Here is a 25432-nt window from a genome sequence, read left to right as displayed (position 1 = left end):
ACCGCGATCCATGGACGACGCCGACGCCGACGCTGACCCAGACGCCGCCGCCGACCCGGACGACCCCGCCGACCTCGCGTGGGAGACGCTCGACTCGGCCGTCGATTACGCCTGCCCCGGCTTCGACGTGCGCCGGGACGAGGTGCGGTTCCCGGACGGCGACACCGACGGGTTCCACTACGTCGACGAGCCTCCGGCGGTGGTGGTGCTCCCGCTGACGCCCGACGGCGACGTCGTCGTCATCGACGAGTGGCGACAGGCGGTCGGGCGAGTGAACCGCGGGATCCCCGCGGGGACGATGGAGCCGGAGGACGAGGGAGAAGGGAGCGCGGACGGCGACCCGAGCGACGCCGCGGTCGAGCGCGCCGCGGCCCGCGAACTGGCCGAGGAGACCGGCTACGAGGCCGACGCCTTCGAGCGGCTGACGACCGTCGAGCCGACGAACGGAATGGCGAACGCGGTCCACCACCACGTGCTCGCGACCGGCTGCGAGCCGACCGCCGACCGCGACCTCGATCACAACGAGTCGATCGCGGTCGAGACGGTCCCGTACGACGAGTTGCTCGCCGCGGTCGTCGACGGCGGGCTCCGCGACGGCCGGGCCGTCACCGCGGTGCTGTGGTACGAACTGCTCCACCGGTGAGGCTGCGAGGGTCGACCGGCTCAGGGTCAGAGCGCGATCCGGCACGGACAACCATTTTGCCCGGGGGGTCCTACCAAGGGCAATGACAGATCCCTCCAGCGGCGATCCGGCCCCGGACGGCGGGGTGTCAGAGGAGTTCGACGACGTCGGCCCGGAGACGCTCTCCGGCGACGCGGACGACCCGAAGGGGAGCGGCGGGTCGCCGGGAATCGCGGTCCTGACCGCCCTCGTTCTCGGCGTCCTCGGGCCGGTGATCGCGGTCGCGAGCGGCGGCATCATCTTCGCCATCGACGCCGCGAGCGGCGGGCTCTCGCTCGCCGTGAGCGTCGTCCTCACGCTGATATTCGGCCAGTACGTCGCGTTCGGCGGCCTGGCCGTCGGCTACCTCGCGTGGCGCGGGTTCGACCGCGGGGGGATAATCGAGTACCTCGGCGTGCGCGTCCCGAGCCTCAAGGAGATCGGGATCGTCCTCGGGAGCTGGGTGCTCATCCTGATCTCGGTCCTCGTGGTCTCGACGATCGTTCAGCTGCTCGGCACAGAGACGGCGGCGAACAGCAGCGCCGAACTGGCGATGGGGAACCCGTCGATCATTCCGCTCTTCATCGCCGCCTCGTTCCTCGTCATCGGTCCCTGCGAGGAGATCCTCTACCGCGGCGTGGTTCAGGGGCGGCTCCGCGAGTCGCTGCCGGCGGCCCCGTCGATCCTCCTCTCGGCCGCGATCTTCGCGGCCATCCACGTGATAGCGCTGACCGGCGGGGCCTCCGCGCGCCTGACGACCGTCTCCATCCTGTTCGTACCGAGCCTCGTGTTCGGCGCGGTGTACGAGTACACGGAGAACCTCGTCGTCCCCGCGCTGCTCCACGGGCTTCACAACGCCGTGCTGTTCACCGCGCTCTACGTCGTCGTCACCACGGACCCGAGCCAGATGCCGGCGGTCCTCGGCTTCTTCCCCGTCTGAGGGGTCGATCCCGGCGACGAGGGGCTCCAGTTCTCGACGCGGTTCCCGACTCTTCGCAGTGGCGCGTGCCTGTGAGGCCGCCTCGCGGCCGAGCAGCACGCGCGAGGGAGTCGCTGGCCCCGGAGCGAAGCGGAGGGTGCCAGCGACGAGGCTGGGGAGGCGTGAGGTGCGGTCGCGGTCGGGCAGGACTCGAAGGGGCAGCCGGGGGGACGAAGACGCGCGACCCAAGTAGCGAGAGACCGAAGGTCTCTCGAACAGCCGGCGGCTCCGCCGCCGGCGAGACCGCAGGAGCGAACAAAGTGAGCGACGAGGACCGCAGCGAGCGCATCGAGTCCTCCCGGCCGGGGCTTCGGTAGTCTCAGTCACAGACTTACTCTCAGCGAAACCACATACGTACAGTCGAGCGGCTGGGGCTTCGGCGGTGTTCGTGACGATCACCGATTCCCCACGAAAAAAGATACTGTACGCGTTTCGCGAAGCCTCTCAGTACAGGTCGTCCAGATCCTCCTCGACGTGCGAGTGTTCTTCAGAAGGGAACTCGCCGCTCGTCACGGCCTCCTTGTACGCCTCCACGGCGTCGACCATCTCGCCGCGCACGTCGCCGAACTGCTTCGCGAACGGGGGCGACCACTCGCCGAGGCCGACCGCGTCGTTGATCACGAGCACCTGCCCGTCGCAGTCGGGACCCGCGCCGATGCCGATCGTCGGAATCGAGAGCGCCTCCGTCACCGCGCCCGCGAGGTTCGCCGGGACGTGCTCCAAGACGAGCGCGAACGCGCCGGCGTCGGCGTGCGCCCCCGCCAGATCGATGATCTCCTCTGCGGCGTCCTGCTCGGTCCCCTGTCGGGTGTACCCGCCGAGTTGGTTCACGTGCTGGGGCGTCAGGCCGAGGTGGGCCATCACCGGGATCCCGACCTCGGTCATCCGCCGAGTCGTCTCGACGGTGTGCGGGCCGCTCTCGATCTTCACCGCGTCCGCGTTCGCCTCCTTCAGCAGGCGGCCGGCGTTGCGCACCGACTCGGCCTCGTCGACGCCGAACGAGAGGAACGGCATGTCGGCGACGACGAGGGCGTCCCCGGTCGCGCGCGCCACGGCCGCGGTCCGGCTCGCGACCTCGTCGAACGTCACCGGGAGCGTGGAGTCGTAGCCGAGGGCGGCGTTGCCCATGCTGTCGCCGACGAGGACGACGTCGATCCCGGCCTCGTCGACGACCGCCGCCGTCGGGGCGTCGTAGGCGGTGAGCATCGTGATCGGATCGTCGTCCTCCCGGAGTCCCCGCGTCGTGGTCATACCTCGGAGTGACCCGCGCGACGCCGTAAAATCGTCGGGAACCGGAAGACGAGCGCGGCGGAGCCGCCCGCCGGTCCGACGACGACCGCCACCGATTTGCCGCTCCGCCGCCGAGTCCGTCGCGTGCAACCAGTCGAGCGGGCCGAGTACGAGGGAGTCGACTACGCGTGGGTGATGCAGACGACGTTCGTCGTCACCATCCTCGTCGGCGCGCCCGTCGTGGCCGTGCTGTCGACGCTCGTGACGCTGGAGTCGTGGGGCGCGCGCGCCGCGTTCGCGGTCCGCGTCGGCGCGCCCATCTGGTTCGTCACCGCGGTGACCGTCGCGCTGTACGCGAGGCGGACGGAGGCCGGCGATGGGGGCGGCGAGTCCGGCGACGACGGCGACGGGCCCGATGACACCGACGAGGACGACGCCCGCGACGAGACCGGCGACGCCGCCGCCGCCGACGAACTTGACGACGCCCGCGACGCTGACGACCCGGCGGCGGACGCTCCGCCGGGCGACGCGCCGACCGAAGCGGAGAAAGGCGACTGAACGGACCGACGCCCGTCCCCCTTCCGGTGTGGGCTACTCGGCGAGCAGGTCGGAGACCCACGCGAAGTCGACGCCGCCGCGCTCGGCGGCGACCGCGTCGGGCCGCGAGTCGCCGACGAACAGCGCGGTCTCGGGGGTCCCGCCGAGCCGGTCTATCGACGCGAGCAGCGACTCCGGGTCCGGCTTGTGGCTCCCGACGGAGTCGCGGCCGAGGATCGCCCGAGAGACCAGGGCGTCGCCGAGCCCGTGCGTCTCGACCGCGACCCGACACGCCGCCTCGCAGTTGAGCGAGCAGACGCCCGCCGGGGGGTGACCGCCGGAGTCGCCGGTGACCGTCCGCAGCCGGTCGCCGAGCGGGAGGCGCGCGGAGTCGCGGGCCCCGGCCCGCTCGTGGACGGCGATCGCCTCCTCGACCTCGTCCCGGATGCCGTACTCGTCGGCCGCGCCGAGCAGCTTCCACAGCTCCTCCGTCGGCGGGATGCGGGCGTGTTCCGCGTACACGTCGAGGGCCGCCTCCGCGACGGCGTCCCAGTCGACCGCGAGCTCGACGAGCGTCCCGTCGAGGTCGTAGACGACCGCCTCGTAGTCGGCGAGCCGGGCCCCGACCGAGTCGGTCACTCGCCGAGCACCCCGCGGGCGACGATCGTCTTCTGGATCTCGGTCGTCCCCTCGTAGATCTCCGTGATCTTCGCGTCGCGGTAGAGGCGCTCGACGTCGAACTCGGTCGTGTAGCCGTAGCCGCCGTGGATCTGGACCGCCTCGTTCGTCACCGACATCGCGGCCTCGCTGGCGCGGTACTTCGCCTTCGAGGCGGCGACGCGGTAGTCCTCGCCCGCCTCCGCCTGCCGACACGCCTCGCGGACGAGCAGCCGCGCGGCCGACACGTCCGTCGCCATCTCCGCGATCTTGTGGCGGATCGTCTGGATGTCCGCGATCGGCCGGTCGAACTGCTCGCGCTCCTCGGCGTACGATTTCGCCTCGTCGAGCGCGGCCTGCGCGACGCCGACGGCCTGCGCAGCGATCCCGATCCGCCCCTCGGTGAGCGTCCGGAACGCGGCCGACAGCCCGCCGCCCGGCTCCGTGAGCCGGTTCTCGGCCGGGACCCGGCAGTCGTCGAAGGTGATCCCGGTCGTGTCCGACGCCCGGAGGCCGAGCTTCTCCTCCTTCCCGCCGACCTCGAACCCGTCCGCGTCGGCGGGGACGAGGAACTGCGTGATCGCGCCGTCGTCGGGGTCGCGGTCCTCGTCAACCGCCTTCGCGAAGACGATCGCCACCCCGCCGCGTTTCCCGTTCGTGATCCACTGCTTCTCGCCGTTCAGCGCGTACTCGTCGGTCGCGGGGTCGTACGTCGCGGTCGTCGACATCTGGGCGGGGTTCGACCCCGCCTGCGGCTCCGAGAGACAGAACATGCCGACCGGGCGACCGGACTCGGCCATCTCCGGCAGCCACCGCTCGCGCTGCGCTTCCGTCCCGAACTCGGCGATACAGGAGGTCGCGAGGCAGTGGACGGAGAGGGCGGTCGCGACCGCGAGCGACCCGTGCGCCAGCTCCTCGTTGACGACCGCGTAGGTCGTCTCGTCCGCGCCGAACCCGCCGTACTCCTCGGGAGTCGTCAGCCCGGTGAGGCCGAGCTCCGCCAGCCCGTCCCACACCCCTTCGGGGAACGTCTCCGTCTCGTCCGCCTCGGCCGCCGTCGGCCGGACCTCCTCGGCCGCGAACTCGCGGACGAGGTCGCGGACCGCCGCCTGTTCGTCGGTGAGCGCCGAGCCGACGCGTGCTCCGGTCATGTCACCGACTTCGATCCCCCACGGAAAAAGGTGAGCGATCGGCGGGATGTTTTGGGCGCGCTCCTCGCTGTACCCTGTGCCCTATTCCTCGGGCTCGCGCGCCTCCCAGAGCGGGTACAGTTCGTCCCGCGGCGGCTCCGTGACGGTCTCGCCGTCGATCCGAACGGCTCCGGGCCCGGCGTCGCCGTCCGCGGGCGACTCGACCGTGCCGACCTCCCCCGCCTCGATCCCGGCGTCGTCGAGCGCGTCGAGCGCGCCGTCGACCCGGCTCGGCGGGACCGCCGCCAGCAGCGCGCCGGAGGCGAACGTCCGAAGGGGGTCGACGCCGAGCGCGTCACAGCAGGCCCGGGTCTCGGGCCGGACCGGGACCGCGTCGCGCTCGACCGCGAAGACGGCCCCGCTCGCAGCCGACATCTCGACGAGGGCGGTGGTCACGCCCCCCTCGGTCGGGTCGTGGAGCGCGGTGACGGCGTCGCGGACCGCGGCCGCGTCCGGGACGACGCTCACGTCGTCGAGGAACTCCGCCGCCGAATCGAGCGTGGCGGCCGGGACCCCCGCGTCGAGACACTCCGCCCGGAAGTCGGTCGCGAGGATCGCCGTCGCCTCGACCGCCGCCCCCTTCGTGAGGAGGAGTCGGTCGCCCGGCTCCGCGCCGCCGCTCGACACGAAGCGGTCCGTCGTCCCCATCGCTGTCATCGAGCAGAGCGGGCGGTCGAGCGCCGGTAACACCTCGGTGTGGCCCCCGACGACCGCGCAGCCGAGGTCGCTCGCGGTCGCGTCGACCTGCTCGGCGACGGCCCGGAGCCGGTCCGGGTCGTCGTCCGGGAGGAACAGCGTGTGGGTGAGCCACCGCGGGTCGGCCCCGCTCGCGGCCACGTCGTTACAGGCGACGTGGACCGCCAGCGCCCCGACCGACTCCGCCGCCAGCGACAGGGGGTCGGCCGCGACGACGAGCGTCTCGCCGGAGCCGGCCAGATCGATCGCGGCCGCGTCCTCGCCGTAGGCGGGTCCCTGCCGCACCGCCGGGTCGTCCGCGCCGGTCGCCGCGAGCGCGGCCGCGAGGGCGTCGGGACCGAGCTTCCCGGTCATCGCTCCCGGAGCCACGCCGCGACCGCCGCGGGGTCGGCGTCGAGCCCGCCGCCCTGCGCGAACGTCGGGCCCCCGCCCCCGCCGCCGCCGAACTCGTCGGTGACCGCGTCGACGACCTCGCCCGCGTCGATCCCGGCGTCGCCCGCGGCGTCGTCCGCGACCGCGACTACGACGAACGGGGCGTCACCCGTTCCGACCGCGGCGAGGGCGTCGGGACCGTCGCCGGCGTCTCCCGCCCCCGCGGCGAGCGCCTCGGCGGCCGGCTCCCGGAGCTCGTTCGGGTCGGCGTCGTCGACCGTACCGATCGCCCACCGCGCGCCGTCGACCTCGGCGGTCGGCAGGTCGCGCAGCCGGGCCGCGAGCAGCTCCTCGCGGGCGTCCCGCAGGTCGGCCTCCAGCCGATCGGCCTCCTCTCGGAGGCGGGCGACCGCGTCCGGGAGGTCGCCGACGCGTGCGTCGAGCGTCGTCGCGGCGTCGAGCGCCGCGGCGTGGACCGCGCCGATCTCGTCTATCGCCGTCGGGCCGACGGCGAACTCGACGCGCGTGACGCCCTCGCCGGGGTTCGACCGGTCCAGCACCGCGACCGGGCCGATCTCCGCGGTGTTCGAGACGTGGGTGCCACCGCAGGCGGCGACGTCCCACGGCTCGGCGTCCGGGGTCTCGTCGTCCCCCGCCGGGCTCGCGCCGCCGACGGTCACGACGCGGACCGCGCCGTCGCTCATCGCGCCCTCCTCCGTCTTCGTGTTGAAGGCGATCCCGTCGATATCGCGCGCGTCTTCGGCCGAGTGGGTCTCCCACGAGACGGGCAGCGAGTCCCAGACGGCACGGTTGGCGAGCCGCTCCAACTCGATCAGGTCGCCGTCGCCCAGCGGCTCGGCGGTCGTCAGGTCGACGCGGACCTTCGTCTCGGAGATGTCGAAGCCGGCGTAGCCGAGGTCGTCGGCGATCCGGCGCGCGGCTCCGTACAGCACGTGCGAGGCGGTGTGGGCGCGGGCGCAGTAGGTGCGGAACGCGTCGTCGATCAGCCCCGTCACCGCGTCGCCGGCCGCGAGCGAGAGGGCCTCCGGGTCGGCATCGAGCGAGTGGACGACGACGCCGTCGCGCTCGACCACGTCGTCGACGAGGTGGCCGTCGAGCGTCCCCCTGTCGGCCGGCTGGCCGCCGGACTCGGGGTAGAAGTACGTCTCGTCGAGGACGATCTCGCGGCCGTGGACGGACTCGACCGTCGCTTCGAAGTCCCGGACCGTCGGCTCGGCCGGTGCGCGTGAAGCGGTCATTGGCGGGTCGTGGGGGCGGGCGGATAAATAGGTGGCCGCCGCGAGATCATTTTTAACTCCTCGACCGGGCGGTGGCGCGCGCCTCCGAGCGCCCACCGGGCGCGAGGAGCGCGTGCGAGGGAGTCGTTGGCGGTCGAGCGAAGCGAAGACCGCCAGCGACGAGGCTGGGGAGGCGTGAGGCCGTGCTGTGCGGGGCGGGACTCGAAGGGGCAGCCGGGAGGCGGGCAGAGGCGACGTAAGCACCGCAGGAGCGAACGGAGTGAGCGACGAGGAGCACAGCGAGCGTCTGCCCGCCTCGCGACTGGGGCTTCGGTGGTGTTCGTGGCGATCGGTCGTTTATAAATAGCAACCTCGTATCGCCGAGCGACTGGGGCTTCGGCGTGTTCACTCCAAAAATAAAAACGCGATCCGGCCGCTCAGCCCTCCAGCTCGAACGCGACCTCGACTTCGGCCTGATACTCGCGGTCGGCGTCCCCCTGTAGCTCGACCCCGAACTCCTCCACCTCGGCCCAGTACACGTTATCGAGGGTGTCCTCGGCGCGGTCGAGGGCGTCGTCGGCCGCGGCGTCGAAGCTCTCCTCGCTCGTCCCGATCAGCGTGATCTTCTTGAACACCATGCCGCGTGTGAGTAGGGCGCACGGTGGGATAAAAATACGCGTCCGGCGTGCCGACCCGGCCGCGGGTCGGCCCTCAAAAGGCGGCGGCTACGGACTGCCCGGCGCGCCTTCCATCACGGCGAAGTCCTCGCCGTCGCGGTCGACCCCGATGACCGCCCAGTCGTAGGGCGGCTTCGCGGAGACGAGCCGCTCTTGGAGGTCGGCTGCGCGGTCGCGCCACGTCACGAAACACCGGAGTCGCGGTGTCTCGCCCCCGTCTGCGAGATACGGGTCGAGGTCGTCGTCGTCGAGACACAACACCGTCACGAGCACGCGCCGCCACTTGCGTTCCGCGACGAACTCTCGTCCGCCCTCGGAGACGGTGTATCCCAGTTCGCGGAAGACGTCTCTGGCCTCGGTCGTCGGGGGGATGCTCGCAGTGGCCATCTACCTCGGAGTTGGTCGCCATCCGTGATAAACTTTCTCACAATTTCGCTCGCGGAGAATCGGCGCGGCGTCGAGAACGGGCGAGAGAGGCGCGAGCGCCGCTCACTCGTGGGCGGCGTCCCACTCGTCCGGCTTCCGGAGGTTGCCGCACTCGGTACACTGGATCCGGCCCATCGTGTCCATCGCGGTGTCGAGCGACTCGCAGTTGCCGCAGCGGAACCCCCAGCGCGACTCGCCCGCCTCGTCCGCGAACACCAGATAGAAGGGACCGTCCGCGCCGCGCTCGGTGCGCGACCGGTCGGTGTACACCCGCTCGCCGCTCGGCGTCGTCGTCGCTTCCAGAGTCATGGCTCCCGCTACCCGGCGGAGCGACTTAAGCGGGGGACTCGCGCGTCGCGAAAATGATCGGAACCGAGAGAGCGCTTCGGAGGTCGGAAAGAGCGCTTCGGAGACGAGACGGTTACGTCCGGAACGACTCGCCGCAGCCGCACTCGGAGACGACGTTGGGGTTCTCGACCTCGAAGCCCGCGGCCTGAAGCCCGTGTTCGTAGTCGAGCGTGCTGCCGCCGATGTAGTTGCGGCTCGCGGGGTCGACGAACACCCGAAGCCCGTGGTGTTCCACGACGAGGTCGTCCTCCTCCGGTTCGGTGTCGAAGCGCATCCCGTACGACAGCCCCGCGCAGCCGCCCTGCTGGACGAACAGCCGCAGTCCGGCGATGTCCGTGTCGAGCCCCTCGCCTTCCAACAGCGAGAGCGCCTCCTCGGCGGCGTCCGGCGTGACCTCGATCGCCGGGTCGTTCCCCTCGGTCCCGGTGTCGGCCGGTTCGGTACTCATGCGAACGGGTTCGGCACGGACACTCAAAACCCTGCCGGCGGAAGCGATCCGTTCGTCCCGGGTGTCGACCGCCGCGACCGAGACCGCCGCAGACCGGTCGGAAAGAGCTCGGAGGGCCGCGTCAGGGCGTGTCGCCGGGCGGGTCGGTCGCCGCGGAGTCGGTCGCCGCGGAGTCGGCCGCCGCGGAGTCGACCGACCCGGCGTCGACGAACTCGACGAGGTCGCGGAGGCTCCCGATCTCGACGGTGGGCTCCACGTCGAGGTCGCGGTCAGCGTTGTGGTCGCGCCTGAGGAACGCGCTGTCGAGGCCGGCGCGCTCGGCGGCGATCACGTCGGTCGCGCGGTCGCCGACGTAGAGGCCGCCGGCCGCGCCGAGCGCGTCGAGCGCCTCGTTCAGGTAGTGCGGGTCCGGCTTCCGCCGCCGGAAGCCGTCCGGACCGAGGTCGCGGCCGCGGACGAACGAGAACGCGTCGAGCCGGAAGTGGTCGACGACGAACTCGACGGTCGGGTGGTAGTTGTTGCTGACGAGTCCGATCCGCGCGCCCTCGGTCAGCTCGTCGAGGGCGTCCACGTCGCGGTGGAGCCGCCTCGCCCCGGCCGAGAGGCGCGCGACGGCGCGCTCGGCGGTCCGCTCCTCGCGCGCCCGGAAGAACGCCGGGGCGTCGACGCCGAGCTCGTCGCAGGCGGCCCGGAACGCCTCGTCGTAAGGGGCGCGCTCCAGCGGCCGGCGGAGCGCCCCCGACGCGGTCAGCCCGCGGTCGGCGAGGACGTCGTCGAGCGCGCGCGAGCGGACCGCCGGGTCGGTCTCCCGGCCTTCGAGAACCACGCCGTCCATGTCGAAGAGGATCGCCGCGTCGTCGCCGACGAGCGTCGTCGTGTCGTCGCCGACGGGCGTCATCGGGTCATCCTCCGTGCGGACGCCGAGATCCCCTCGCTGACGAGGACGACGGCGAGGATCACGATCAGGATCGTCGCGACCGACTGCCACGCGAAGGCGTTGACGGCGCGGAACAGCTGGACGCCGATCCCGCCCGCGCCGACGAACCCGAGGATCGTCGAGTCGCGGACGTTGATGTCCCACCGGTAGACGCTGAGCCCGACGAGCGCCGGCTTCACCTGCGGGAGGATCCCGTACAACAGCACCTGCGTCGACGACGCGCCGGCGGCGCGGACCGCCTCGACCTGCCCGAAGTCGATCTCCTCTATCTCCTCGCCGAGCAGCTTTCCGAGGAACCCGACCGACCGGAAGGCGATGGCGACCGCGCCCGCGAGGGGCCCGCTGCCGAACACAACGACGAATATCAGCGCCCAGACGATCGTGTTCACCGACCGGCTCACGGTGACGATCAGCTTGCCGAGCCAGTAGGTGACCGCGTTCGGCGTCGTGTTCTCGGCGGCGAGCAGCGCGACCGGGACCGCCAGCACCAAGGCCCCGAGCGTTCCGAGCGCCGCGATGTGGACCGTCTCGACGAGCGGGTCGACGATCTCCGGGGCGTACGCGAAGTCGGGCGGGTACATCCGCGTGAGGAGGTCGCGGATCTCGCGCGGGACCGTCTCGACGTTCGTGATCCCCATGTCGAGGAACCGCCACGAGGCGGCGAAGACGACGAGCGCGGCGAGGACGCCGACGAACCGGCCGATCCGGCGGCGGCGGTCGAAGCGTCGCCACGAGCGCGCGGCGTCGACCTCGCTCATTGGTACCTCCGTCTGACGACCGCGCTGACCCCCTCGGCGACGAGGACGACCGCGACGATCGCCACGAGGATGGCGGAGACGTACTGGTGGGAGTAGCGGTTGAACGCGGTGAGCAGCACCGAGCCGATGCCGCCCGCGCCGACGATGCCGACGACCGTCGAGGTGCGGATGTTGATGTCCCAGCGGTAGACGCTGAGGCCCGCGAACCGCGGAATTATCTGCGGGACGACGCCGTACGCGAGCGTCTGGACCGGAGACGCTCCCGTCGCCCGCACGGCGTCGACGCTCCCCATGTCGATGTCCTCCAAGTCCTCGGCGAGCAGTTTCGCGAAGAAACCGACCGTCTTGAACGTGATCGTGATGATCCCGGCGAGCGGCCCGAGCCCGACCGCCTTCACGACGAGGATGGCGACGATGATGGCGTTGAGCGCCCGCGACAGCGAGATGAACCCGCGGTTGAGGTAGTACAGCGGCTTCGGGGAGAGGTTCTCCGCCGCCATGAACGCGACCGGGACGCTGAGGGCGATCCCGGTGACCGTCGAGATCATCGCCATGGCGACGCTCTCGACCATCTTGTCGACGATCCGCCGGGCCTGCCGCGGGGTCGCGTCCGGCGGGAAGAAGTCGCCGAGCAGCGTCAGCCCCCGGCCGAAGCCGCTGGCGATCCGCGCCGGGTCGGCACCGATCCCCCACGCCGACCAGAGGAAGAAGCCGACGACCGCGAGGTACGCCGCCCACTTGAACTCCCGCCGGCCGAACGCGGTCGGTCGCCGCCAGGTGCGCTGTCCCGTCGCCATCTCAGGACCCACCCGAAGTCGGTCGCTCCGGCGCGTGTCCGTCCGTCGAGACGACGCCGTCGCCGACGAGCGGGCCGCCGTCGGAGCCGTCGCCGACCGGCGCGTCCTCCCCGGACGCATCCGAGCCGCGCGACGCCGGCGGGTCGCCGCCGCGGTACACCCGGTCGAGCGCCCCCTCGTCCAGTTCGCTCGCCGACCCCTCGAAGACGACCTCGCCGTCGTGGAGCCCGACGATCCGGTCGGCGTGTTCGACCGCGAGGTCCACCTCGTGGATGTTGATCAGCACGGGGACCTCGCGCTCGGCGGCAATCTCGGTGAGCAGCCGCATCACCGTGTTCGACGTCTCGGGGTCGAGGCTGGAGGTCGGCTCGTCGACGAGGAGGATCTTCGGCTGCTGGACGACGGCGCGGGCGATGCCGACGCGCTGGCGCTGGCCGCCCGACAGCTCGTCGACGCGCTTGTTCTCCATGTCGCCGAGGCCGACGCGCTCCAGGATCTCGTAGGCGCGCTCGACGTCCTCGGGCGGGAAGTTCCGACGGAAGGCGCGCCACGCGGAGACGTAGCCGAGCCGCCCGGTGAGCACGTTCTCCATCACGGTGAGCCGCTCGACGAGGTTGTACTCCTGGAAGATCATCCCGATGTCGCGGCGCGCCGCGCGGAGCCCGTCGTCGTCGAGGGCGGTCAGGTCGGTCCCGTCGAGTTCGACCGTCCCCGAGGTCGGCTCCGTGAGCCGGTTGACGCACCTGATGAAGGTGCTCTTCCCGGCACCGCTCGGGCCGATCATCGCGGTCGTCTCGCTGCCGCCGACCGAGAGGTCGACGCCCTTCAGCGCCTCGTCGCCCGACTCGTACGTCTTCCGCAGGTCGGTCACGTTGAGCGTCATCGGATCACTCGCTCAGCGCGCCCTGCGTGTACTCGACGTCGTTGTACCGCTGGATGACCATGATGTCGTACCAGTGCCGCCGGTACTCGATGGGGACGTACTCCTCGTAGCCGGTGCGCTCCGCGTACGTCGTCCCGGCGAAGTCCGAGTCGAGCCACGCCGCCCGGATCCCCTCCTGGATATCGGGGTGGAGGTTGTAGCGGTACGCGACCGGGCCGTTCGGGAACGGGTTCGACGCCCAGACCACTTTGAAGTCGTCGAAGCGCAGGTTGCTGTCGGCCTCGACGGTGTCGAGGAAGCAGGTCGAACAGATCGGGCCGGCGTCGTAGTCGCCGGCGGCGATGCCGCGCGTCGTCTGGGAGTGGCCGCCGGAGAAGTTGATCTCGTAGTCCTCGCCGGCGGTCACGTCGAAGTACTGGTCGAACAGCGCCGAGGGGGCCTGGTGGCCGGAGTTCGACGCCGGCTCCGCGTGGGCCATCCGCACGTCGTCGTTCGCGAAGTCCGAGACGCTCTGGATGCCGTCGGCGTCGGCGCGCGTCGTCGCGAACAGCCGGTAGCCGAAGGAGCCGTCCGGCGCGATGCCGGCCGCGAACGGGACCGCCCCGGCGAGGTTGACCGCGAAGCAGGTCGTCCCCGTCGAGAAGTTCGCGATGTGGGCGCGCTCGGAGCGCATGGCCTCCACGGACGCCGCGTAGCTGTTGACGCGGTTGTACTCGACCGGGAGGCCCGTCTCCTCCTCGATGCGGTCGAAGACCGCCTGGAAGTCCTCCTCGTAGCGGCCCTGGACGTCCTCGCTCGGGCTCTCGGTGAAGACGAGCGTGTCCGGTTCGAGCCACTCGCTCTCGTCGTCGGGGGTCTCCCGAACCGGGTCGCCGTGGGGGACCTCGTCGACCTCGCGGCTCCCCATGCTCTCCAGATCCGCGCGGCTCCCGCGCTCGTAGCCGGCGTCGATGAGGGGCGTCGAGAGGTAGTTGTTCTCCTCCCAGTTCGGGCTCTCGGGGTCGAACGCGCTCGCGTCCGCCAGCATCGGGTCGCCGGACTCCCCGGACTCGCCGTCGCCGGAGTTCCCGCTGGCGCTGCTGGACGCGCCGTCGCCCCCGGAATCACCGTCGCCGCCGGTGCTCCCCGAGCCGCCGGAGCACCCGGCGAGCCCGGTGAGCGCCGCCGCGCCCCCGGCCAGAAGGAACCGCCGCCTGGAACTCGATTCGCGCCGTCCGTCGGTGTCGTCCGACATTACGGGTAGAAAGGCCGTTTTTCGGGGTAAGAAGGCTGCTATGAGCCGAATATGGGCGATCGGAGGGACACGTTCCGCTCGGAAGGGGAACGTACCGCTCGGACGGTTACGTGCGAACTGTTACCGTATATGCCGATATATACCGCTACCGAACCGCTCGCGCGCGAGTCGCCGCCTCGATCGATCCGCCGCGGCTCGACCCGTCACGGCTCGACCCATCGCGGCTCGACCGGCCGCCGCATCGACACCCGCCTCACTCGAACCGCTTCCGCACGCTCTCGGCGTGGCCCTCCAGCCCCTCCGCCTCCGCGAGCGACGTGACCGTCTCCGAGAGGTCGTCGAGCGCGTCGCGGTCGAGCCGCTGGACCGTCGACGACCGGAGGAAGGTATCGACGGAGAGCCCGCCGTAGCGCTTCGCGCCGCCGTTCGTCGGCAGCACGTGGTTCGTCCCGGTCGCGTAGTCGCCGGCCGCCACGGGGGAGTACGGGCCGAGGAACACGGAGCCCGCGTTCGTGATCCGGTCGAGGAGTTCCTCGTCGTCGTCGGCCACGATCGAGAGGTGTTCGGCGGCGTACTCCTCGGCGAACAGCACGGCCTCGGGCATCGAGCGCGCCCGGAGAACTCCCGACGCCTCGTTGTCGAGGGCGGCCCGGATCGTCTCCTCGCGCTCGCGCTTGGCGGCCTGCTCGGCGACGGCGTCGGCGACGGCGTCGGCGAGGTCGGCGTCGGCGGTGACCGCGACCACGGAGGCGTTCGGGTCGTGTTCGGCCTGCGCGACCAGATCGGCCGCGACCAGTTCGGGGTCGGCCGTTTCGTCGGCGAGGACGAGCACCTCGCTCGGGCCGGCGAGGAAGTCGATCTCCACGTCGCCCTGGACGATCGACTTGGCGGCGGTGACCCACTTGTTGCCCGGGCCGACCACCTTCTGGACGCGGGTGAGGGTCTCCGTGCCGTACGCGAGCGCGGCGACGGCCTGCGCGCCGCCGACCTGATACACCGCGTCGGCCCCCGCCTCGTGGATCGCCGCGAGCGTGACCGGGTCGAGCTCCTCCGCCGGGGGGGTCGCGACCGCGACGTGGTCGACGCCGGCGACGACCGCGGGGATGATCCCCATCAGCGCGCTGGAGGGGTACGAGGCCGCGCCGCCGGGCACGTACACGCCGACGCGGTCGAGCGGGCGGAAGCGTCGGCCGAGCTCCCGGCCGCCGAAGTCGTCGCGCCAGTCTTCCGGGCGCTGGCGCTCGTGGAACTCGCGGACGTTCGCCGCCGCCGCCTCGACCGCGTCGAGGACCGGGTCGTCCGCGTCCGCCAGCTCGTCGTGGGCCCGCTCCGCCGCGTCGGACACGTCGACGTTGCCGACGGCGACGCCGTCGAACTCCTCGGCGAACTCGCGGACCGCGACGTCGCCCTCCTCGCGGACCCGGTCGACTATCTCCCGCACGTCTTCGCGGACCCCCTCGACGCCCGCGTCGCGCTCGAAGAAGGCGCGCCGCTCGGCCGGCGAGAGGTCCGCGACGGTTCGTACGTCCATACGTCTCGTCGGGCGCGGCGGGGCAAGGGCGTTCCGGCTCGGGCGGGGGCGACACGGGGGGTCAGTTCCCCAGTCACCCGTCCGCCGGCTACCCCATCGGCCGGCTACTCCGTCCGCCGGCTACCTCATCGGCCGGATCCCGGTCGCGTCGAGGACCGCGAGGGCGAAGAGCCCGGCCAACAGCGCGGCGGCCGCGAAGAGGAGCGGTGCCGACGCGGCGACGGCGACCCCGTAGGGGGCGACCAGTCGGGTCAGGCCGCGGATGAGAAAGGAGACGAACACGAGCCCGAACGCGGCGACCGCGAGCGAGACGAACCGGGAGCGATCCATGCGGGCCGGCTCAGTCCGTCTGCGGGACGCCCGCGCCGTGCGGGCCGTGGCCGTGGTGTTCGCGGCTCGGCTCGAAGTCGGTGCACATGTCGTAGAACACGGCCTCCGGGTCGCGGTTCCACTGCCACTTCCAGCGGGTGCGGACCAGCAGCGAGATCTTCCGGGCGAACGACAGCTCCGGCGTCGCCGAGACGGTGTCGTAGCCGCGGTCGCGGATGAGGCGGTGGTGGTCGACGTACAGCACCGCCGCGAGCAGCACCGCGAGCTGGCAGTCCTCGGGGAGGTACTTGATGCCCGCGACGCCCTCCTCGTAGAGGCGTTCGGTGCGGGCCATCTCCTCGCGGACCGCGGCCGCGACGTTCTCGTCGAACTCCAGGTCGAGGATCTGCTCCTCGCTCACGCCGTGGCGGCGGAGCGTCTCCAGCGGGAGGTAGATCCGGTCGCGCTCCACCACGTCCTCGCGGACGTCCCGGAGGAAGTTCGTCATCTGGAACGCCTCGCCGAGCTTCGTGGCGTGGGGGAGCGCCTCGGCCTCCGCCTCGGGGTCGAGGTCCATGATCGCCGTCATCATCCGGCCGACGGCGGCCGCGGAGCCGTCCATGTACGCCTCCAGGTCCGCGTAGGTCTCGTACCGGTCGGTGTCGATGTCGCTCGCCATCGCGTCCACGAACGAGTGGACGTCCGCGTCGGGGATGTCGTTGCGCTCGCACACCTCGGCGAACGCCTCCAACACCGGGTCGTCGGTCGGCTCCTCGCCGAGCGCGGCCGCCCGGAGCCGGTCGAGTTCGGCACGCTGCTCGGCCGGCGGCGCGGTGTCCTCCGCGTCGACGACCTCGTCGGCGATCCGGAAGAAGCCGTACAGCACGTACGTCGGATGACGGATCCGCTGCGGCAGCAACCGGGTGGCGACGTGGAACGTCTTCCCGGTGCGGCGCTGGATCCGCTTGCTCCGGGCAACCTGATTTTGCTCTACCATGCTGACCCCAGGAGGTCGGCAGGGAGGGTCGCGTACGGGTCGCCCATCATGTCTGAAAAGTCGGACTCCAAGAACATAACAGTTCGCACGGCTCAGTTTGGTCCCCTTGCGGACCCGTTAATTCCGCCCGCGATCGGGGCATGTGAACCGACCGTTCGGTCAGTAGAACGTGTCGCTACAGTCGTAGACGACGCCGTGCGCCGGACAGACGTACTTACAGTGCCGGTGGTACATCGGCGTCTCGCAGACCGGACACGGGCGACCGCCGTCGTCAGCGGTTGCGTCGCTCACGGCTGAGACACGGGGCCCGGAGGCAAAACGCTGTCTACGCGCCTCACCGGGACCTGACCAGTCAGCCGTCGGGGGCGGACCCGCGACGAGCCGCTCGCCCGAACCGCCCGCGGCGACTCACTCCTCGGCGGCGAGGCGCTCGAAGACGGACTCGGCGACCGACTCCTCGCCGAACGGGAGCGTCAGCACGCCGCCCCACTCGGACGCGGTGAGGGAGTCGACGGTCTCCTCGTCGAGTTCGACGCGCCTGACCTCGGTCCCGTCGAGCGCCATCGACACCACGAACGCCGCCGGGTCGTCGGTCGCGCCCGCGTCGTCGAGGCGGCTCCGGAACGACTCGACGCCCGCCTCGGAGAGGACGACCTGAACGAGGTACTCGCCGTCCTCGGCGAAGACGCCCTTGACGCGGTCGAGGTCGCTCGCGTCGAACAGCCGCGCCTCGGTCCCGTCGTCGCCGGTGAGCGTGGCCGCGAACGGCGCGTCGGGGTCGACGGGAGCCGCGGTCGGCCCGTCGTCGCTCCCGTCTTCCTCGCCGCCCGCCGGTCCCGGGCCCTCCCCGCCGATGCCTTCGAGCGCCTCGCCGTCCGTCACCCGCGTCGCGCCGGCAAACCCGACGGCACCGACCCCACAGACCGCGCCGAGACCGCCGAGTACGCCCCGCCGAGAGATGTCCATACTTCGCGGTTCCGGCGAGCGGCAAAAAGGGTTACACGCCGATTGCCGCGCGTGATAATCGCGGTCTTGACCGATCGGGGAGTCAGTTCCCGCTACGCGGAGTCGAAGGCGACCTCGTCGCGGGTCGCCGTCTCGCCGAACAGCCAGTCGGCGTGGTCGACCGCGTACTCCCGGTGCTCCTCGGTGATGTAGCCGAGCGCGTCCTCGACGACGACCGGGCGGTAGTCCCGGAGCCCCGCGCTGCCCGCGGTGTGGAGGACGCAGACGTTCGCGAGCGTGCCGCAGATCAGGAGGTCGCGGATTCCGTGCGCGTCAAGATATCCCTCCAGATCCGTCTGATAGAAGGCGTCGTAGGTGTGCTTCTCGACGACGTGGTCCGCGTCGCGCACGTCGAGGTCGCCGACGAGTTCGGCGTCCCACGACCCCTCGACGACGTGTTCGCCCCAGCGGTCGAACTCGTCGTAGTAGTGCGCCCCGTCGAACTGCTCGGGCGGGTGGACGTCGCGGGTGTAGACGATTGACGCGCCGGCGTCGCGGGCGCGGTCGACGAGCGCCGTCACCGGCTCGACCGCCGCCTCGCTCGGCTCGGCGTAGAGGCTCCCGTCGGAGTGACAGAACCCGTTTTGCATGTCGACGACGACCACCGCGGTCTCGGTCGGATCGAACGCCATGCCAAGAGTTGGAGCGCGGTCTTCAAAAACCGTGGTCCGCGTCCGCAATCGCGGCGGGGGATCGGCGATTCCGTCGCGTCGGACCGAGCGCCGGGTCCGCCGACCCGACCGCCGTCGGCGGGGACCGAGCTCGCCGAAAAAATCCGCCGGCCGCGGCCCCGAAGGAACCGACAGACTACTTACCGGGGCGTCCGATACGATTCCTATGCGACGGGTTCTCACCCTCTCGACCGCGGCCGCCGTCGTGGCCGCGCTCGCCGTCCTGTGTGTCGCGTTCACCGCCGGTGCCGCCGCCGCGCCGGACGCCGGCGTTTCCCACGCCGCGTCCGTCGGCGACCCGGGGGCGTCCGAGGCCATGCCCTCCGCGTCCGCCGACGAGTGCGACGCCGGCGACGGCACCGAGTTGGTCGGCTGCTGGAACGGGACGCACTACGAGGAGTCGGTCGACTTCGAGGAGGCGGACGGGCTCAACGAGACGCAGTTGTCGGCGCTGACGGACCTGACGATGGCGCGCGTCGAGCACGTCCGGCAGCGCCCCTTCAAGCAGGACATCCCGGTCGAAACGGTGTCGCGCAGCGAGTACGCGAACGACACCGCGGGCGGCAACCAGTCCGAGGCGTACCGCCGCTGGAACGACCAGGTGTGGGAGGCGCTGTTCGTCGTCGGCGACGAGGAGAACGCGAACGACGAGATCGACTCGGTGCTCGGCGGCGCGGTCTCCGGCTTCTACTCGCCGTCCGAGGACCGGATCGTCATCGTCGTCCCGGACGGCGAGTCGCCCGACATCGACCCCTCGACGCTCGCGCACGAGCTGCTCCACGCGATGCAAGACCAGTACCACGACCTCACCGACCCGCGCTACGTCGGCGTCACGCAGGACGGCGACCTCGCGGTCGACGGGATCGTCGAGGGGGAGGCGGTCCACGTCGAGGAGCGGTACGACGCCCGCTGTGCGGACAACTGGACCTGCGTCGACGCGCCCGAGAGCGGCGGGGGCGGCGGCGGGTTCTCCGGGAACATCGGCATCCTCCAGACCGTCCTCCAGCCGTACGGCGACGGGGCCCTCTACGTCCGCGAGCTCGTCGACGAGGGAGGCTGGGCGGCGGTCAACGAGACGATGAACGACCCGCCGGCGTCGACCGCGGAGGTGATCCACCGGAACCCGGACTACGAGACGACCGAGGTCGCCTTCGAGGACGCGGCGACGGGCGGCTGGGAGACGTACGGGAACGAGGGCGTCGACGGCGCGGAGACCGCCGGCGAGGCGTCGATGTTCGTGATGTTCTGGTACCAGAGCGCCGGCGTCCAGTTCGACGGCGCGTACGAGTACTCGGTCCTCGATCCGGGGCGGTCCCCCGGGGCGAACTACAACCTCCACCTCCGGACGGACGCGCAGCTACAGACCCGCGCGACCTACAACTACGCGCACCCCGCGACGGACGGGTGGGCGGGCGACGAGCTGTACCCGTACCGGAACGGCGACCGCGACGGGTACGTCTGGGCGACGGAGTGGCAGACCGAGGCCGACGCCGCCGAGTTCCGCGACGCCTACGTCCGGATGCTGAACGCGCACGGCGACGGCGGCTACGAGGACGGGACCGTCTACGCGATCGGCGACGGGAGCGACTTCCCCGGCGCGTACGGCGTCGAGCGCGACGGGACGAGCGTGACGATAACCCACGCGCCGTCCCCGGAGGGCGTCCTCGAACTGCGCCCGGACGCCGACCTCGCGCTCCCGGACACCGACGGGACTAACGGGACCGAGGGCGGCGACGGCACCGACACCGACGACGGGACCGACACCGACGACGGGAACGGGAGCGAGGACGCCGACGGAAGCGACGGCGACAGCACCGGCGGCAGCGCGCCCGGGTTCGGCGTCGCGGCGGCGCTCGCCGCCCTCGCGGCCGCGCTGGGGCTGTCCGCGCGGCGGTCGTCGTAGTCTGGGGTGTCGGCGCGGCGCTGGCGGGCGCTCCGACACGGGTGGCTTTTCGTCCCCGCGGCCGAACGGTCGGCCATGAGCGAGTTCGACATCGTCGACGCGGCCGCGGTCCGGGAGGGGCGCGCGACCGACGCGTACTTCGAGCGGACCGAGGCGGCGCTTTCGGCCGCGGGGCGGAACCCCCGCGTCGTCGCCGAGGTGACCGCGGACCAGTTCCCGGACGGTTCGTTCGAGCTGTTCGCCGGGCTGGGGAACGCGGTCGAACTGCTGGCCGGCCGCGACGTCGACGTCCGCGCGATCCCGGAGGGGCGGCTGTTCGACGGCGGCCCGGTGATGCGGATCGAGGGACCGTATCTGGAGTTCGCGCGGCTGGAGACCTCCCTCCTCGGCTTCCTCTCGCACGCGTCCGGGATGGCGACGGCGGCGCTGGACTGCCGGGTCGCCGCGCCGGAGTCGTCGGTGCTCTCCTTCGGCGCGCGCCACGTCCACCCCGCGATGACCGCGGCGGTCGAGCGCTCCGCGCTCGTCGGCGGGTTCGACGGCTTCTCGCACGTCGCCGCCGGGGAGCTGATCGGGCGGGAGGCGTCCGGGACGATGCCGCACGCGCTCGCCATCTGCTTCGGGCGGGGCGAGCAGGAGGCCGCGTGGCGCGCCTACGACGAGGGCGTCCCGGCGGACGCGCCCCGGATCGCGCTGTGTGACACATACTCCGACGAGGTGGACGAGGTGCTGCGGGCGGTGGAGACGCTCGGCGAAGACCTCGACGGCGTCCGCCTCGACACGACCGGTTCCCGGCGCGGCGACTTCCGGCACATCGTGCGAGAGGTCCGGTGGGAACTCGACGCGCGTGGCCGCGGGGACGTCGACGTGTACGTCTCCGGCGGGCTCGGCCCCGCGGACCTCCGGGGGCTGCGCGACGTCGTCGACGGGTTCGGCGTCGGCGGGTACGTCTCCAACGCGGACCCGGTCGACTTCGCGCTCGATCTGGTCGCGGTCGACGGCGAACCGGCCGCCAAGCGCGGGAAGCTCTCGGGCGCGAAGTCCGTCTACCGCACCGCGGACGGTGCCCACGCCGTCGGGCTCGCGGACCGCTCCGGGCCCGAGGGGGCCGAGCCGCTCATGGAGCCGGTGATCCGCGACGGCGATGTCGTCGCCGGCGACGCGTTCGACCTGTCGGCCGCGACGGAGCGGGCGCTCGCGGACGCGGAGGCGGTGGGCTACGGGAGCGGCGAGTAGTTTCAGATAGCGTATAATACTTCGCGGATCGGCGCTGACAGCGCTTCATCTCCGTACGCTATCGACTTTTAGGCGGCACGAAAAATTGTTTGTATGTTGATAAGATATAAGTCGGGGGCGCACAAAGAGGGAGACGTAATGAGCACCCAGAAGTCAACGCGCCAGCGGGCGGATACGGTCGACGAGAACGCGCTACGGCTGGACACAGAGAAGGCGGAACAGATAGTCGAGGCGCTGAACGGCGACCTCGCGAACGCGTACGTCCTCTATCACCAGCTCCACAAACACCACTGGAACGTCGAGGGCGCGGAGTTCCTCGAGGTCCACGTGTTCCTCCAGGAGGTGTACGAGGACGTCGAGGCCGCCGCCGACGAGCTCGCGGAGCGGCTCCAGGCGCTCGGCGGCGTGCCGCACGCGAGCATGGCGACGCTCACCGACGAGGCGACGGTGGAGCCGGAAGACGAGGACGTGTACGACGTGCGGACGTCGCTCGCGAACGACCTGGAGATGATGGGCGACATCATCGAGAGCTACCGCGAGCACGTCGCGCTCGCGGACGGGCTCGGCGACTACGCGACGAGCCAGATGCTCCGCGAGCAGCTGGAGACCCTCGAAGAGCACGCCCACCACATCGAGCACTACCTCGAGGACGACTCGCTCGTCGTCGAGTCCGCGACGAACTGAGCCGACGAGGCGGCGGCCGAGCGTCGATCTGCCGAATCTCCCTTTTTCAGTCCGCGTCCGACCGCGGGAGCGACAGCGCTCCGGGAGCGGCCGGCTCGTTCGGCACCTCGTCGAGCAGCAGGTCGACGAGCCGGTCGGCGACCGTCGGGCTCACCAGCCCCGACATCTCCATCGCCTCGCGCTCGTGGGCGTCGAGCCCCAGCGCGTCGCGGAAGAACCACGAGAGCGCGACGTACGCCTCGTGGCGGTCAGCGGCGCGCTCCCGGCCCGCCTCGGTCAGCGCCACGCCGTCGTACGGCTTCCGGTCCACGAGCCCGCGGTCTTCGAGCCGCTGGAGCATCTCCGTCGTCGCGGCGGGCGACCGCCCGACCGCGTCGGCGATCCGCCCCGGCGGGACCGGCGGCGACGACCGCTGTTCCGCGATGTACAGCGCGAGCAGGTACTCCGTCTCGCTCGTCATTCCGGGGCGGTCGGACTGCCCTCGCTCGCTCCGTCTCCGCTCATCCCGTCGTCTCTCGACTCGTCCTCGCGCGGGTCGGCGCTCTCGGGGTCGACGCTTTCGGCGTCGCCGCCGAACAGCGCGAGGCAGGCCCACGCCCAGCCGGTCGCCCGAGTGCGGCGCGGCGAGTCCGACACGGTCACGCCCTCCGCGTCAGGTGGTCGCGGACCGCCCGCTGGCACTCGGTGAGGGTCTCGACGAGCCGCGCGACGGTCGAGAGGACGGGATACGACACCGGGAAGTCGTCGTAGAGGTACGCGACCGTCGAGCGCTGCCGGAGCCCGACCGACGCGCCGCGGCTGGCGGTCCGGTCGAGGTCTGCCTGCCGGTCCGCGAGCAGCGACTCGCAGGTCGCGATCCGGTCCGCGAGCGCCTCGTGGCGGCGGCGTAGCTCGTCGAACCCGAGCGTCAGGAGGGGCGTCTCGTCCGCGGCCGCCAGCCAGTCGGTGACCTCCCGGATCGTCTCGCCCGCCGACCGGAGGGACGCGGCCTCCCGCTTTAACGTCCGGTCGAACACCGCGATCTCCGCGAGCCGGTCGTCGACGGCGGACCCGATCGCGGACGCGACCGGCGGGGTGAAGTCGTGGTCCGTCTTCGGCGAGAGCGCGACCGCGACGGCGTCGCCCAACTCTTCGCGGACCGTCGCCAACAGGGGCTCGTCGGCGGCCCGGTCGGCGACGCTGTGCGGGCGCACCGTCTCGGCGAACGCCTCGCGGACCCGCCGGCAGCCGTCGGTCGCCGAGGCGGCCCGTCCGCCGACGGCCGCGCGGACGCCGCCGGTCCCCGGTCCGGTGCCGGCGGTCGTCTCCCCGCGGGCGGCCGTCGGCCCGGAAGTCGTGGGGATCGACGCGACGGCGGATCCGAAGCGCTCGTAGGCCCGTCGCTCGTCCGCGACGGCGTCGCGCTCGGCGGCCACGCGGTCGCGAGCGCGGTCGACGTGAGTTTCGACGCTCATCGCGGATCACCGCCGTCGGAGGGGTCTGCGCGCGCGTCGTCCGAGCGTCTCATGGATTTTAGGCCAACCTAAAACATCAAAAAGCCACCGATTTTTAGGACGGCCTAAGAAATTGGGCGTCGAGAGCGGGGCGCGACGGACCGGGACGCGACGGACGGGGCCGCGGCTCTGCGGTCGGCGTCGAGCGGGAGAACGCGGTCGGGGGGCGATCGATCAGACGGGACCGTACGGGGCGGCCGGGCGGTGCGGCCGGGCGGGTTACAGCTCCTCGACGGCACCGCCGTCGGCGCGCTCTCGGAACACCTGCCCCTCGATGAGCGTCACCATCGTGTCCTCCTCCTGCCACGCGGTGGGCGAGAGCTTCGCCTTCCGGCAGGCGCGCGAGAGGAACTCCGCGCCGGACCAGCCGTTCTCGACGGGGACCGTCGGGTAGAGCCAGCCGTGGGCGTTGCCGCTGTCGACGGCGACGCCGTGGGTGCCGATCTCGAGGTCTTCGAGCGGATCGTTCGTGAGGACGGAGTTCGAGACGACGAACACCGAGACCGTGAGGTTGTCGAGCTCCTTGGGCTCCACCTCGGAGCCGCAGGAGTCGTCGGACGCCGCCTTGATGGCGGCCTCGACGATTGCGTGGCCGAGCTGGTCGGAGGTCTCCCACGCGCCGGCGCAGCCGCGGAGGCGGCCGCGGCCCCGCGTCGATTCGAGTCGAACGAAGGCTCCGGTGCGGGCGTAGAACGCCTCCCGCATGCTGCCGGGTTGTTCGCGTTGTCCGTGTTGGACGAACGACTCGACCGCTTCCCGCGCGAGTTCGACCGCTCGTGCACCGTCGTCGTACGACAGCTGAACGGTCTGAGCCTCGGACATGAGAGACTATTACGTTGCTGACGACTTGAACGCTTCCCTTGGAACAGCGTTCTCGCGGCGCTTCCGACGTCTCGCCGGAGACGCGCCCGACCGAACCGCTTATTCGCCGGCGGGCGAAAGGGCGAACCGGACAGAGGGAGCCCGACTCCCGTGCCTCCGGCATGAGGAAAGTCCCCCCACCGGCCGGACAGGCGACCGGGCACACGCCCGGAGTCGGAGACGGCTGGCGCTGGAACAGCAACGACACCCCCCGCCCCGACCGATGATCCGTGCGAACCGACCCGCGAGGGAAGGGAGTTAACCCGGAGAGGGCGCGTGGCTCCGCCACGCCACGGACGGGCGGGAACGGATGGAACGGCGAATCCTCGCCGGTGCAAGTCCGTGCCACAAGGTAGTCCGGCCACGGCACGGACGCTCAGCCGAATGTCGGGACGAACCGAAGGGGGCTTACTCCCCTCAGTCCGCTCGTACCGACGAGCGGCGCGACTACCTCTCTTGACGAGATACAACCGGCGCGTGCCTGCGAGGCCGCGCTGCGGCCGAGCAGCACGCGCGAGGGAGTCGGTCGCCCGGAGCAACGCGGAGGGCGACCGACGAGGCTGGGGAGGCATGAGGTGCTGTGCGGTGCGGGGCGGGACTCGAAGGGGCAGCCGAGAGGGCGAAGCACGGCGACGCAAGCACTGGAGGGAGCGAACGAAGTGAGCGACCGAAGC

Annotated in this window: 30 protein-coding genes and 1 other RNA gene; 7 read left to right on the top strand and 24 right to left on the bottom strand. The window is 71.6% G+C overall.

Annotated elements, in window-relative coordinates; genetic code table 11:
- Positions 1-10: 10 nt before the first annotated feature.
- Both NAF06_RS07095 and NAF06_RS07090 read left to right on the top strand, forming a co-directional pair.
- Positions 11-643 (top strand): NUDIX hydrolase, encoded by a 633-nt coding sequence (locus tag NAF06_RS07095; RefSeq protein WP_008584946.1) that lies wholly within the window; start codon positions 11-13, stop codon positions 641-643.
- 82 nt (positions 644-725) lie between these two features.
- Positions 726-1601, top strand: coding sequence for a CPBP family intramembrane glutamic endopeptidase (locus NAF06_RS07090; RefSeq protein ID WP_049908815.1), 876 nt, complete (start codon positions 726-728; stop codon positions 1599-1601).
- 483 nt (positions 1602-2084) lie between these two features.
- Here the strand turns inward: NAF06_RS07090 and panB are convergent, their stop codons facing one another.
- A complete protein-coding gene (gene panB, locus NAF06_RS07085; protein WP_008584951.1) occupies positions 2085-2891 on the bottom strand; it encodes a 3-methyl-2-oxobutanoate hydroxymethyltransferase in 807 nt (268 codons plus the stop codon).
- A 123-nt stretch (positions 2892-3014) separates the two neighbouring features.
- On the opposite strand from panB, the gene NAF06_RS07080 reads away from it, so the two are divergent.
- Positions 3015-3428 (top strand): DUF5822 domain-containing protein, encoded by a 414-nt coding sequence (locus NAF06_RS07080; protein ID WP_008584952.1) that lies wholly within the window; start codon positions 3015-3017, stop codon positions 3426-3428.
- A gap of 33 nt (positions 3429-3461) precedes the next feature.
- Here NAF06_RS07080 and NAF06_RS07075 read toward each other — a convergent pair whose 3' ends face one another.
- From NAF06_RS07075 to NAF06_RS06990, 19 genes are all read right to left on the bottom strand, one after another.
- The gene (locus NAF06_RS07075; protein ID WP_049908816.1) at positions 3462-4046 is read right to left on the bottom strand and encodes an HAD family hydrolase; all 585 of its coding nucleotides are present in this window, start codon (positions 4044-4046) and stop codon (positions 3462-3464) included.
- Entirely contained in the window at positions 4043-5215 is a 1173-nt protein-coding gene (locus NAF06_RS07070) for an acyl-CoA dehydrogenase family protein (protein ID WP_251106198.1), read from the bottom strand. Before NAF06_RS07070 ends, NAF06_RS07075 begins: the two co-directional genes overlap by 4 nt.
- A gap of 81 nt (positions 5216-5296) precedes the next feature.
- The gene (locus NAF06_RS07065) at positions 5297-6304 is read right to left on the bottom strand and encodes an AIR synthase family protein (RefSeq protein ID WP_008584956.1); all 1008 of its coding nucleotides are present in this window, start codon (positions 6302-6304) and stop codon (positions 5297-5299) included.
- Positions 6301-7581 (bottom strand): alanyl-tRNA editing protein, encoded by a 1281-nt coding sequence (locus tag NAF06_RS07060; RefSeq protein ID WP_008584959.1) that lies wholly within the window; start codon positions 7579-7581, stop codon positions 6301-6303. Before NAF06_RS07060 ends, NAF06_RS07065 begins: the two co-directional genes overlap by 4 nt.
- A 416-nt stretch (positions 7582-7997) precedes the next feature.
- Positions 7998-8198, bottom strand: a complete 201-nt coding sequence (locus NAF06_RS07055; protein ID WP_006628913.1) for a dodecin — start codon at positions 8196-8198, stop codon at positions 7998-8000.
- Between the two features lie 87 nt (positions 8199-8285).
- Positions 8286-8624, bottom strand: a complete 339-nt coding sequence (locus tag NAF06_RS07050; protein WP_006628914.1) for a DUF7116 family protein — start codon at positions 8622-8624, stop codon at positions 8286-8288.
- Between the two features lie 102 nt (positions 8625-8726).
- Entirely contained in the window at positions 8727-8972 is a 246-nt protein-coding gene (locus NAF06_RS07045) for a DUF5816 domain-containing protein (RefSeq protein ID WP_008584982.1), read from the bottom strand.
- 112 nt (positions 8973-9084) lie between these two features.
- Positions 9085-9459 (bottom strand): HesB/IscA family protein, encoded by a 375-nt coding sequence (locus NAF06_RS07040; RefSeq protein WP_008584985.1) that lies wholly within the window; start codon positions 9457-9459, stop codon positions 9085-9087.
- Between the two features lie 121 nt (positions 9460-9580).
- On the bottom strand, positions 9581-10357 hold the full coding sequence (locus tag NAF06_RS07035) for an HAD family hydrolase (protein WP_008584987.1): 777 nt from the start codon (positions 10355-10357) through the stop codon (positions 9581-9583).
- A complete protein-coding gene (phnE, locus tag NAF06_RS07030; protein WP_008584989.1) occupies positions 10354-11154 on the bottom strand; it encodes a phosphonate ABC transporter, permease protein PhnE in 801 nt (266 codons plus the stop codon). The genes NAF06_RS07035 and phnE (NAF06_RS07030) overlap by 4 nt, the downstream gene beginning before the upstream one ends.
- The gene (gene phnE / locus NAF06_RS07025) at positions 11151-11951 is read right to left on the bottom strand and encodes a phosphonate ABC transporter, permease protein PhnE (RefSeq protein WP_008584991.1); all 801 of its coding nucleotides are present in this window, start codon (positions 11949-11951) and stop codon (positions 11151-11153) included. The genes phnE (NAF06_RS07030) and phnE (NAF06_RS07025) overlap by 4 nt, the downstream gene beginning before the upstream one ends.
- A gap of 1 nt (position 11952) precedes the next feature.
- Positions 11953-12834: a phosphonate ABC transporter ATP-binding protein gene (gene phnC, locus NAF06_RS07020; protein ID WP_008584993.1), complete on the bottom strand. Its 882-nt coding sequence runs from the start codon at positions 12832-12834 to the stop codon at positions 11953-11955.
- Positions 12835-12838: 4 nt separating this feature from the next.
- Positions 12839-14068: a phosphate/phosphite/phosphonate ABC transporter substrate-binding protein gene (gene phnD, locus NAF06_RS07015; protein WP_008584995.1), complete on the bottom strand. Its 1230-nt coding sequence runs from the start codon at positions 14066-14068 to the stop codon at positions 12839-12841.
- A 253-nt stretch (positions 14069-14321) separates the two neighbouring features.
- Positions 14322-15599 (bottom strand): histidinol dehydrogenase, encoded by a 1278-nt coding sequence (gene hisD / locus NAF06_RS07010; protein ID WP_008584997.1) that lies wholly within the window; start codon positions 15597-15599, stop codon positions 14322-14324.
- 120 nt (positions 15600-15719) lie between these two features.
- Positions 15720-15929 carry a hypothetical protein gene (locus NAF06_RS07005; RefSeq protein ID WP_008584999.1) on the bottom strand — a complete coding sequence of 70 codons (210 nt, stop codon included), beginning with the start codon at positions 15927-15929 and terminating at the stop codon, positions 15720-15722.
- 10 nt (positions 15930-15939) lie between these two features.
- Positions 15940-16905 (bottom strand): phytoene/squalene synthase family protein, encoded by a 966-nt coding sequence (locus NAF06_RS07000; protein ID WP_049908820.1) that lies wholly within the window; start codon positions 16903-16905, stop codon positions 15940-15942.
- Between the two features lie 159 nt (positions 16906-17064).
- Entirely contained in the window at positions 17065-17196 is a 132-nt protein-coding gene (locus tag NAF06_RS15475) for an HVO_2523 family zinc finger protein (protein WP_006628925.1), read from the bottom strand.
- 117 nt (positions 17197-17313) lie between these two features.
- Complete coding sequence (locus NAF06_RS06995) at positions 17314-17871, bottom strand: hypothetical protein (protein WP_008585004.1); 558 nt, start codon at positions 17869-17871, stop codon at positions 17314-17316.
- Between the two features lie 92 nt (positions 17872-17963).
- Positions 17964-18542 carry a cysteine hydrolase family protein gene (locus tag NAF06_RS06990; protein WP_008585006.1) on the bottom strand — a complete coding sequence of 193 codons (579 nt, stop codon included), beginning with the start codon at positions 18540-18542 and terminating at the stop codon, positions 17964-17966.
- 205 nt (positions 18543-18747) lie between these two features.
- Here NAF06_RS06990 and NAF06_RS06985 point away from each other — a divergent pair, with 205 nt between their 5' ends.
- The 3 genes from NAF06_RS06985 (at position 18748) to dpsA (ending at position 22404) form a co-directional block, all read left to right on the top strand.
- A complete protein-coding gene (locus tag NAF06_RS06985) occupies positions 18748-20484 on the top strand; it encodes an Hvo_1808 family surface protein (protein WP_008585008.1) in 1737 nt (578 codons plus the stop codon).
- Between the two features lie 75 nt (positions 20485-20559).
- The gene (locus NAF06_RS06980; RefSeq protein ID WP_049908821.1) at positions 20560-21720 is read left to right on the top strand and encodes a nicotinate phosphoribosyltransferase; all 1161 of its coding nucleotides are present in this window, start codon (positions 20560-20562) and stop codon (positions 21718-21720) included.
- A gap of 138 nt (positions 21721-21858) precedes the next feature.
- Entirely contained in the window at positions 21859-22404 is a 546-nt protein-coding gene (dpsA, locus tag NAF06_RS06975) for a DNA starvation/stationary phase protection protein DpsA (protein WP_008585012.1), read from the top strand.
- Positions 22405-22450: 46 nt separating this feature from the next.
- On the opposite strand, the gene NAF06_RS06970 is transcribed toward dpsA, so the two are convergent.
- The 4 genes from NAF06_RS06970 to NAF06_RS06955 all read right to left on the bottom strand — a co-directional run bounded on the left by NAF06_RS06970 (position 22451) and on the right by NAF06_RS06955 (position 24719).
- Complete coding sequence (locus tag NAF06_RS06970) at positions 22451-22864, bottom strand: metal-dependent transcriptional regulator (protein ID WP_008585013.1); 414 nt, start codon at positions 22862-22864, stop codon at positions 22451-22453.
- Entirely contained in the window at positions 22861-23040 is a 180-nt protein-coding gene (locus NAF06_RS06965; RefSeq protein WP_152418751.1) for a hypothetical protein, read from the bottom strand. The genes NAF06_RS06970 and NAF06_RS06965 overlap by 4 nt, the downstream gene beginning before the upstream one ends.
- Before the next feature lie 2 nt (positions 23041-23042).
- On the bottom strand, positions 23043-23858 hold the full coding sequence (locus NAF06_RS06960) for a DUF7260 family protein (protein WP_008585017.1): 816 nt from the start codon (positions 23856-23858) through the stop codon (positions 23043-23045).
- Positions 23859-24116: 258 nt separating this feature from the next.
- Positions 24117-24719, bottom strand: a complete 603-nt coding sequence (locus NAF06_RS06955) for a TIGR00296 family protein (RefSeq protein WP_006628933.1) — start codon at positions 24717-24719, stop codon at positions 24117-24119.
- 129 nt (positions 24720-24848) lie between these two features.
- Between NAF06_RS06955 and rnpB the strand changes: the two genes are divergently transcribed.
- Positions 24849-25181: RNase P RNA component (rnpB, locus tag NAF06_RS06950), an RNA gene on the top strand.
- Positions 25182-25432 lie beyond the last annotated feature (251 nt).

This window comes from Halorubrum hochsteinianum, assembly GCF_023702125.1.
In the GTDB taxonomy this organism is placed as follows: Archaea; Halobacteriota; Halobacteria; order Halobacteriales; family Haloferacaceae; genus Halorubrum; species Halorubrum hochsteinianum.
This window is presented reverse-complemented; position numbering and strand designations above follow the sequence as displayed.

Excerpts from the sequence above, each read along its gene's own strand:
- NAF06_RS07095 (WP_008584946.1), top strand. The coding sequence starts at position 11 with ATGGACGACGCCGACGCCGACGCTGACCCAGACGCCGCCGCCGACCCG.
- NAF06_RS07090 (WP_049908815.1), top strand. The coding sequence starts at position 726 with ATGACAGATCCCTCCAGCGGCGATCCGGCCCCGGACGGCGGGGTGTCA.
- panB (WP_008584951.1), bottom strand. The coding sequence starts at position 2,891 with ATGACCACGACGCGGGGACTCCGGGAGGACGACGATCCGATCACGATG.
- NAF06_RS07070 (WP_251106198.1), bottom strand. The coding sequence starts at position 5,215 with ATGACCGGAGCACGCGTCGGCTCGGCGCTCACCGACGAACAGGCGGCG.
- NAF06_RS07065 (WP_008584956.1), bottom strand. The coding sequence starts at position 6,304 with ATGACCGGGAAGCTCGGTCCCGACGCCCTCGCGGCCGCGCTCGCGGCG.
- NAF06_RS07060 (WP_008584959.1), bottom strand. The coding sequence starts at position 7,581 with ATGACCGCTTCACGCGCACCGGCCGAGCCGACGGTCCGGGACTTCGAA.
- NAF06_RS07055 (WP_006628913.1), bottom strand. The coding sequence starts at position 8,198 with ATGGTGTTCAAGAAGATCACGCTGATCGGGACGAGCGAGGAGAGCTTC.
- NAF06_RS07050 (WP_006628914.1), bottom strand. The coding sequence starts at position 8,624 with ATGGCCACTGCGAGCATCCCCCCGACGACCGAGGCCAGAGACGTCTTC.
- NAF06_RS07045 (WP_008584982.1), bottom strand. The coding sequence starts at position 8,972 with ATGACTCTGGAAGCGACGACGACGCCGAGCGGCGAGCGGGTGTACACC.
- NAF06_RS07040 (WP_008584985.1), bottom strand. The coding sequence starts at position 9,459 with ATGAGTACCGAACCGGCCGACACCGGGACCGAGGGGAACGACCCGGCG.
- NAF06_RS07035 (WP_008584987.1), bottom strand. The coding sequence starts at position 10,357 with ATGACGCCCGTCGGCGACGACACGACGACGCTCGTCGGCGACGACGCG.
- phnE (WP_008584989.1), bottom strand. The coding sequence starts at position 11,154 with ATGAGCGAGGTCGACGCCGCGCGCTCGTGGCGACGCTTCGACCGCCGC.
- phnE (WP_008584991.1), bottom strand. The coding sequence starts at position 11,951 with ATGGCGACGGGACAGCGCACCTGGCGGCGACCGACCGCGTTCGGCCGG.
- phnC (WP_008584993.1), bottom strand. The coding sequence starts at position 12,834 with ATGACGCTCAACGTGACCGACCTGCGGAAGACGTACGAGTCGGGCGAC.
- phnD (WP_008584995.1), bottom strand. The coding sequence starts at position 14,068 with ATGTCGGACGACACCGACGGACGGCGCGAATCGAGTTCCAGGCGGCGG.
- hisD (WP_008584997.1), bottom strand. The coding sequence starts at position 15,599 with ATGGACGTACGAACCGTCGCGGACCTCTCGCCGGCCGAGCGGCGCGCC.
- NAF06_RS07005 (WP_008584999.1), bottom strand. The coding sequence starts at position 15,929 with ATGGATCGCTCCCGGTTCGTCTCGCTCGCGGTCGCCGCGTTCGGGCTC.
- NAF06_RS07000 (WP_049908820.1), bottom strand. The coding sequence starts at position 16,905 with ATGGTAGAGCAAAATCAGGTTGCCCGGAGCAAGCGGATCCAGCGCCGC.
- NAF06_RS06995 (WP_008585004.1), bottom strand. The coding sequence starts at position 17,871 with ATGGACATCTCTCGGCGGGGCGTACTCGGCGGTCTCGGCGCGGTCTGT.
- NAF06_RS06990 (WP_008585006.1), bottom strand. The coding sequence starts at position 18,542 with ATGGCGTTCGATCCGACCGAGACCGCGGTGGTCGTCGTCGACATGCAA.
- NAF06_RS06985 (WP_008585008.1), top strand. The coding sequence starts at position 18,748 with ATGCGACGGGTTCTCACCCTCTCGACCGCGGCCGCCGTCGTGGCCGCG.
- NAF06_RS06980 (WP_049908821.1), top strand. The coding sequence starts at position 20,560 with ATGAGCGAGTTCGACATCGTCGACGCGGCCGCGGTCCGGGAGGGGCGC.
- dpsA (WP_008585012.1), top strand. The coding sequence starts at position 21,859 with ATGAGCACCCAGAAGTCAACGCGCCAGCGGGCGGATACGGTCGACGAG.
- NAF06_RS06970 (WP_008585013.1), bottom strand. The coding sequence starts at position 22,864 with ATGACGAGCGAGACGGAGTACCTGCTCGCGCTGTACATCGCGGAACAG.
- NAF06_RS06960 (WP_008585017.1), bottom strand. The coding sequence starts at position 23,858 with ATGAGCGTCGAAACTCACGTCGACCGCGCTCGCGACCGCGTGGCCGCC.
- NAF06_RS06955 (WP_006628933.1), bottom strand. The coding sequence starts at position 24,719 with ATGTCCGAGGCTCAGACCGTTCAGCTGTCGTACGACGACGGTGCACGA.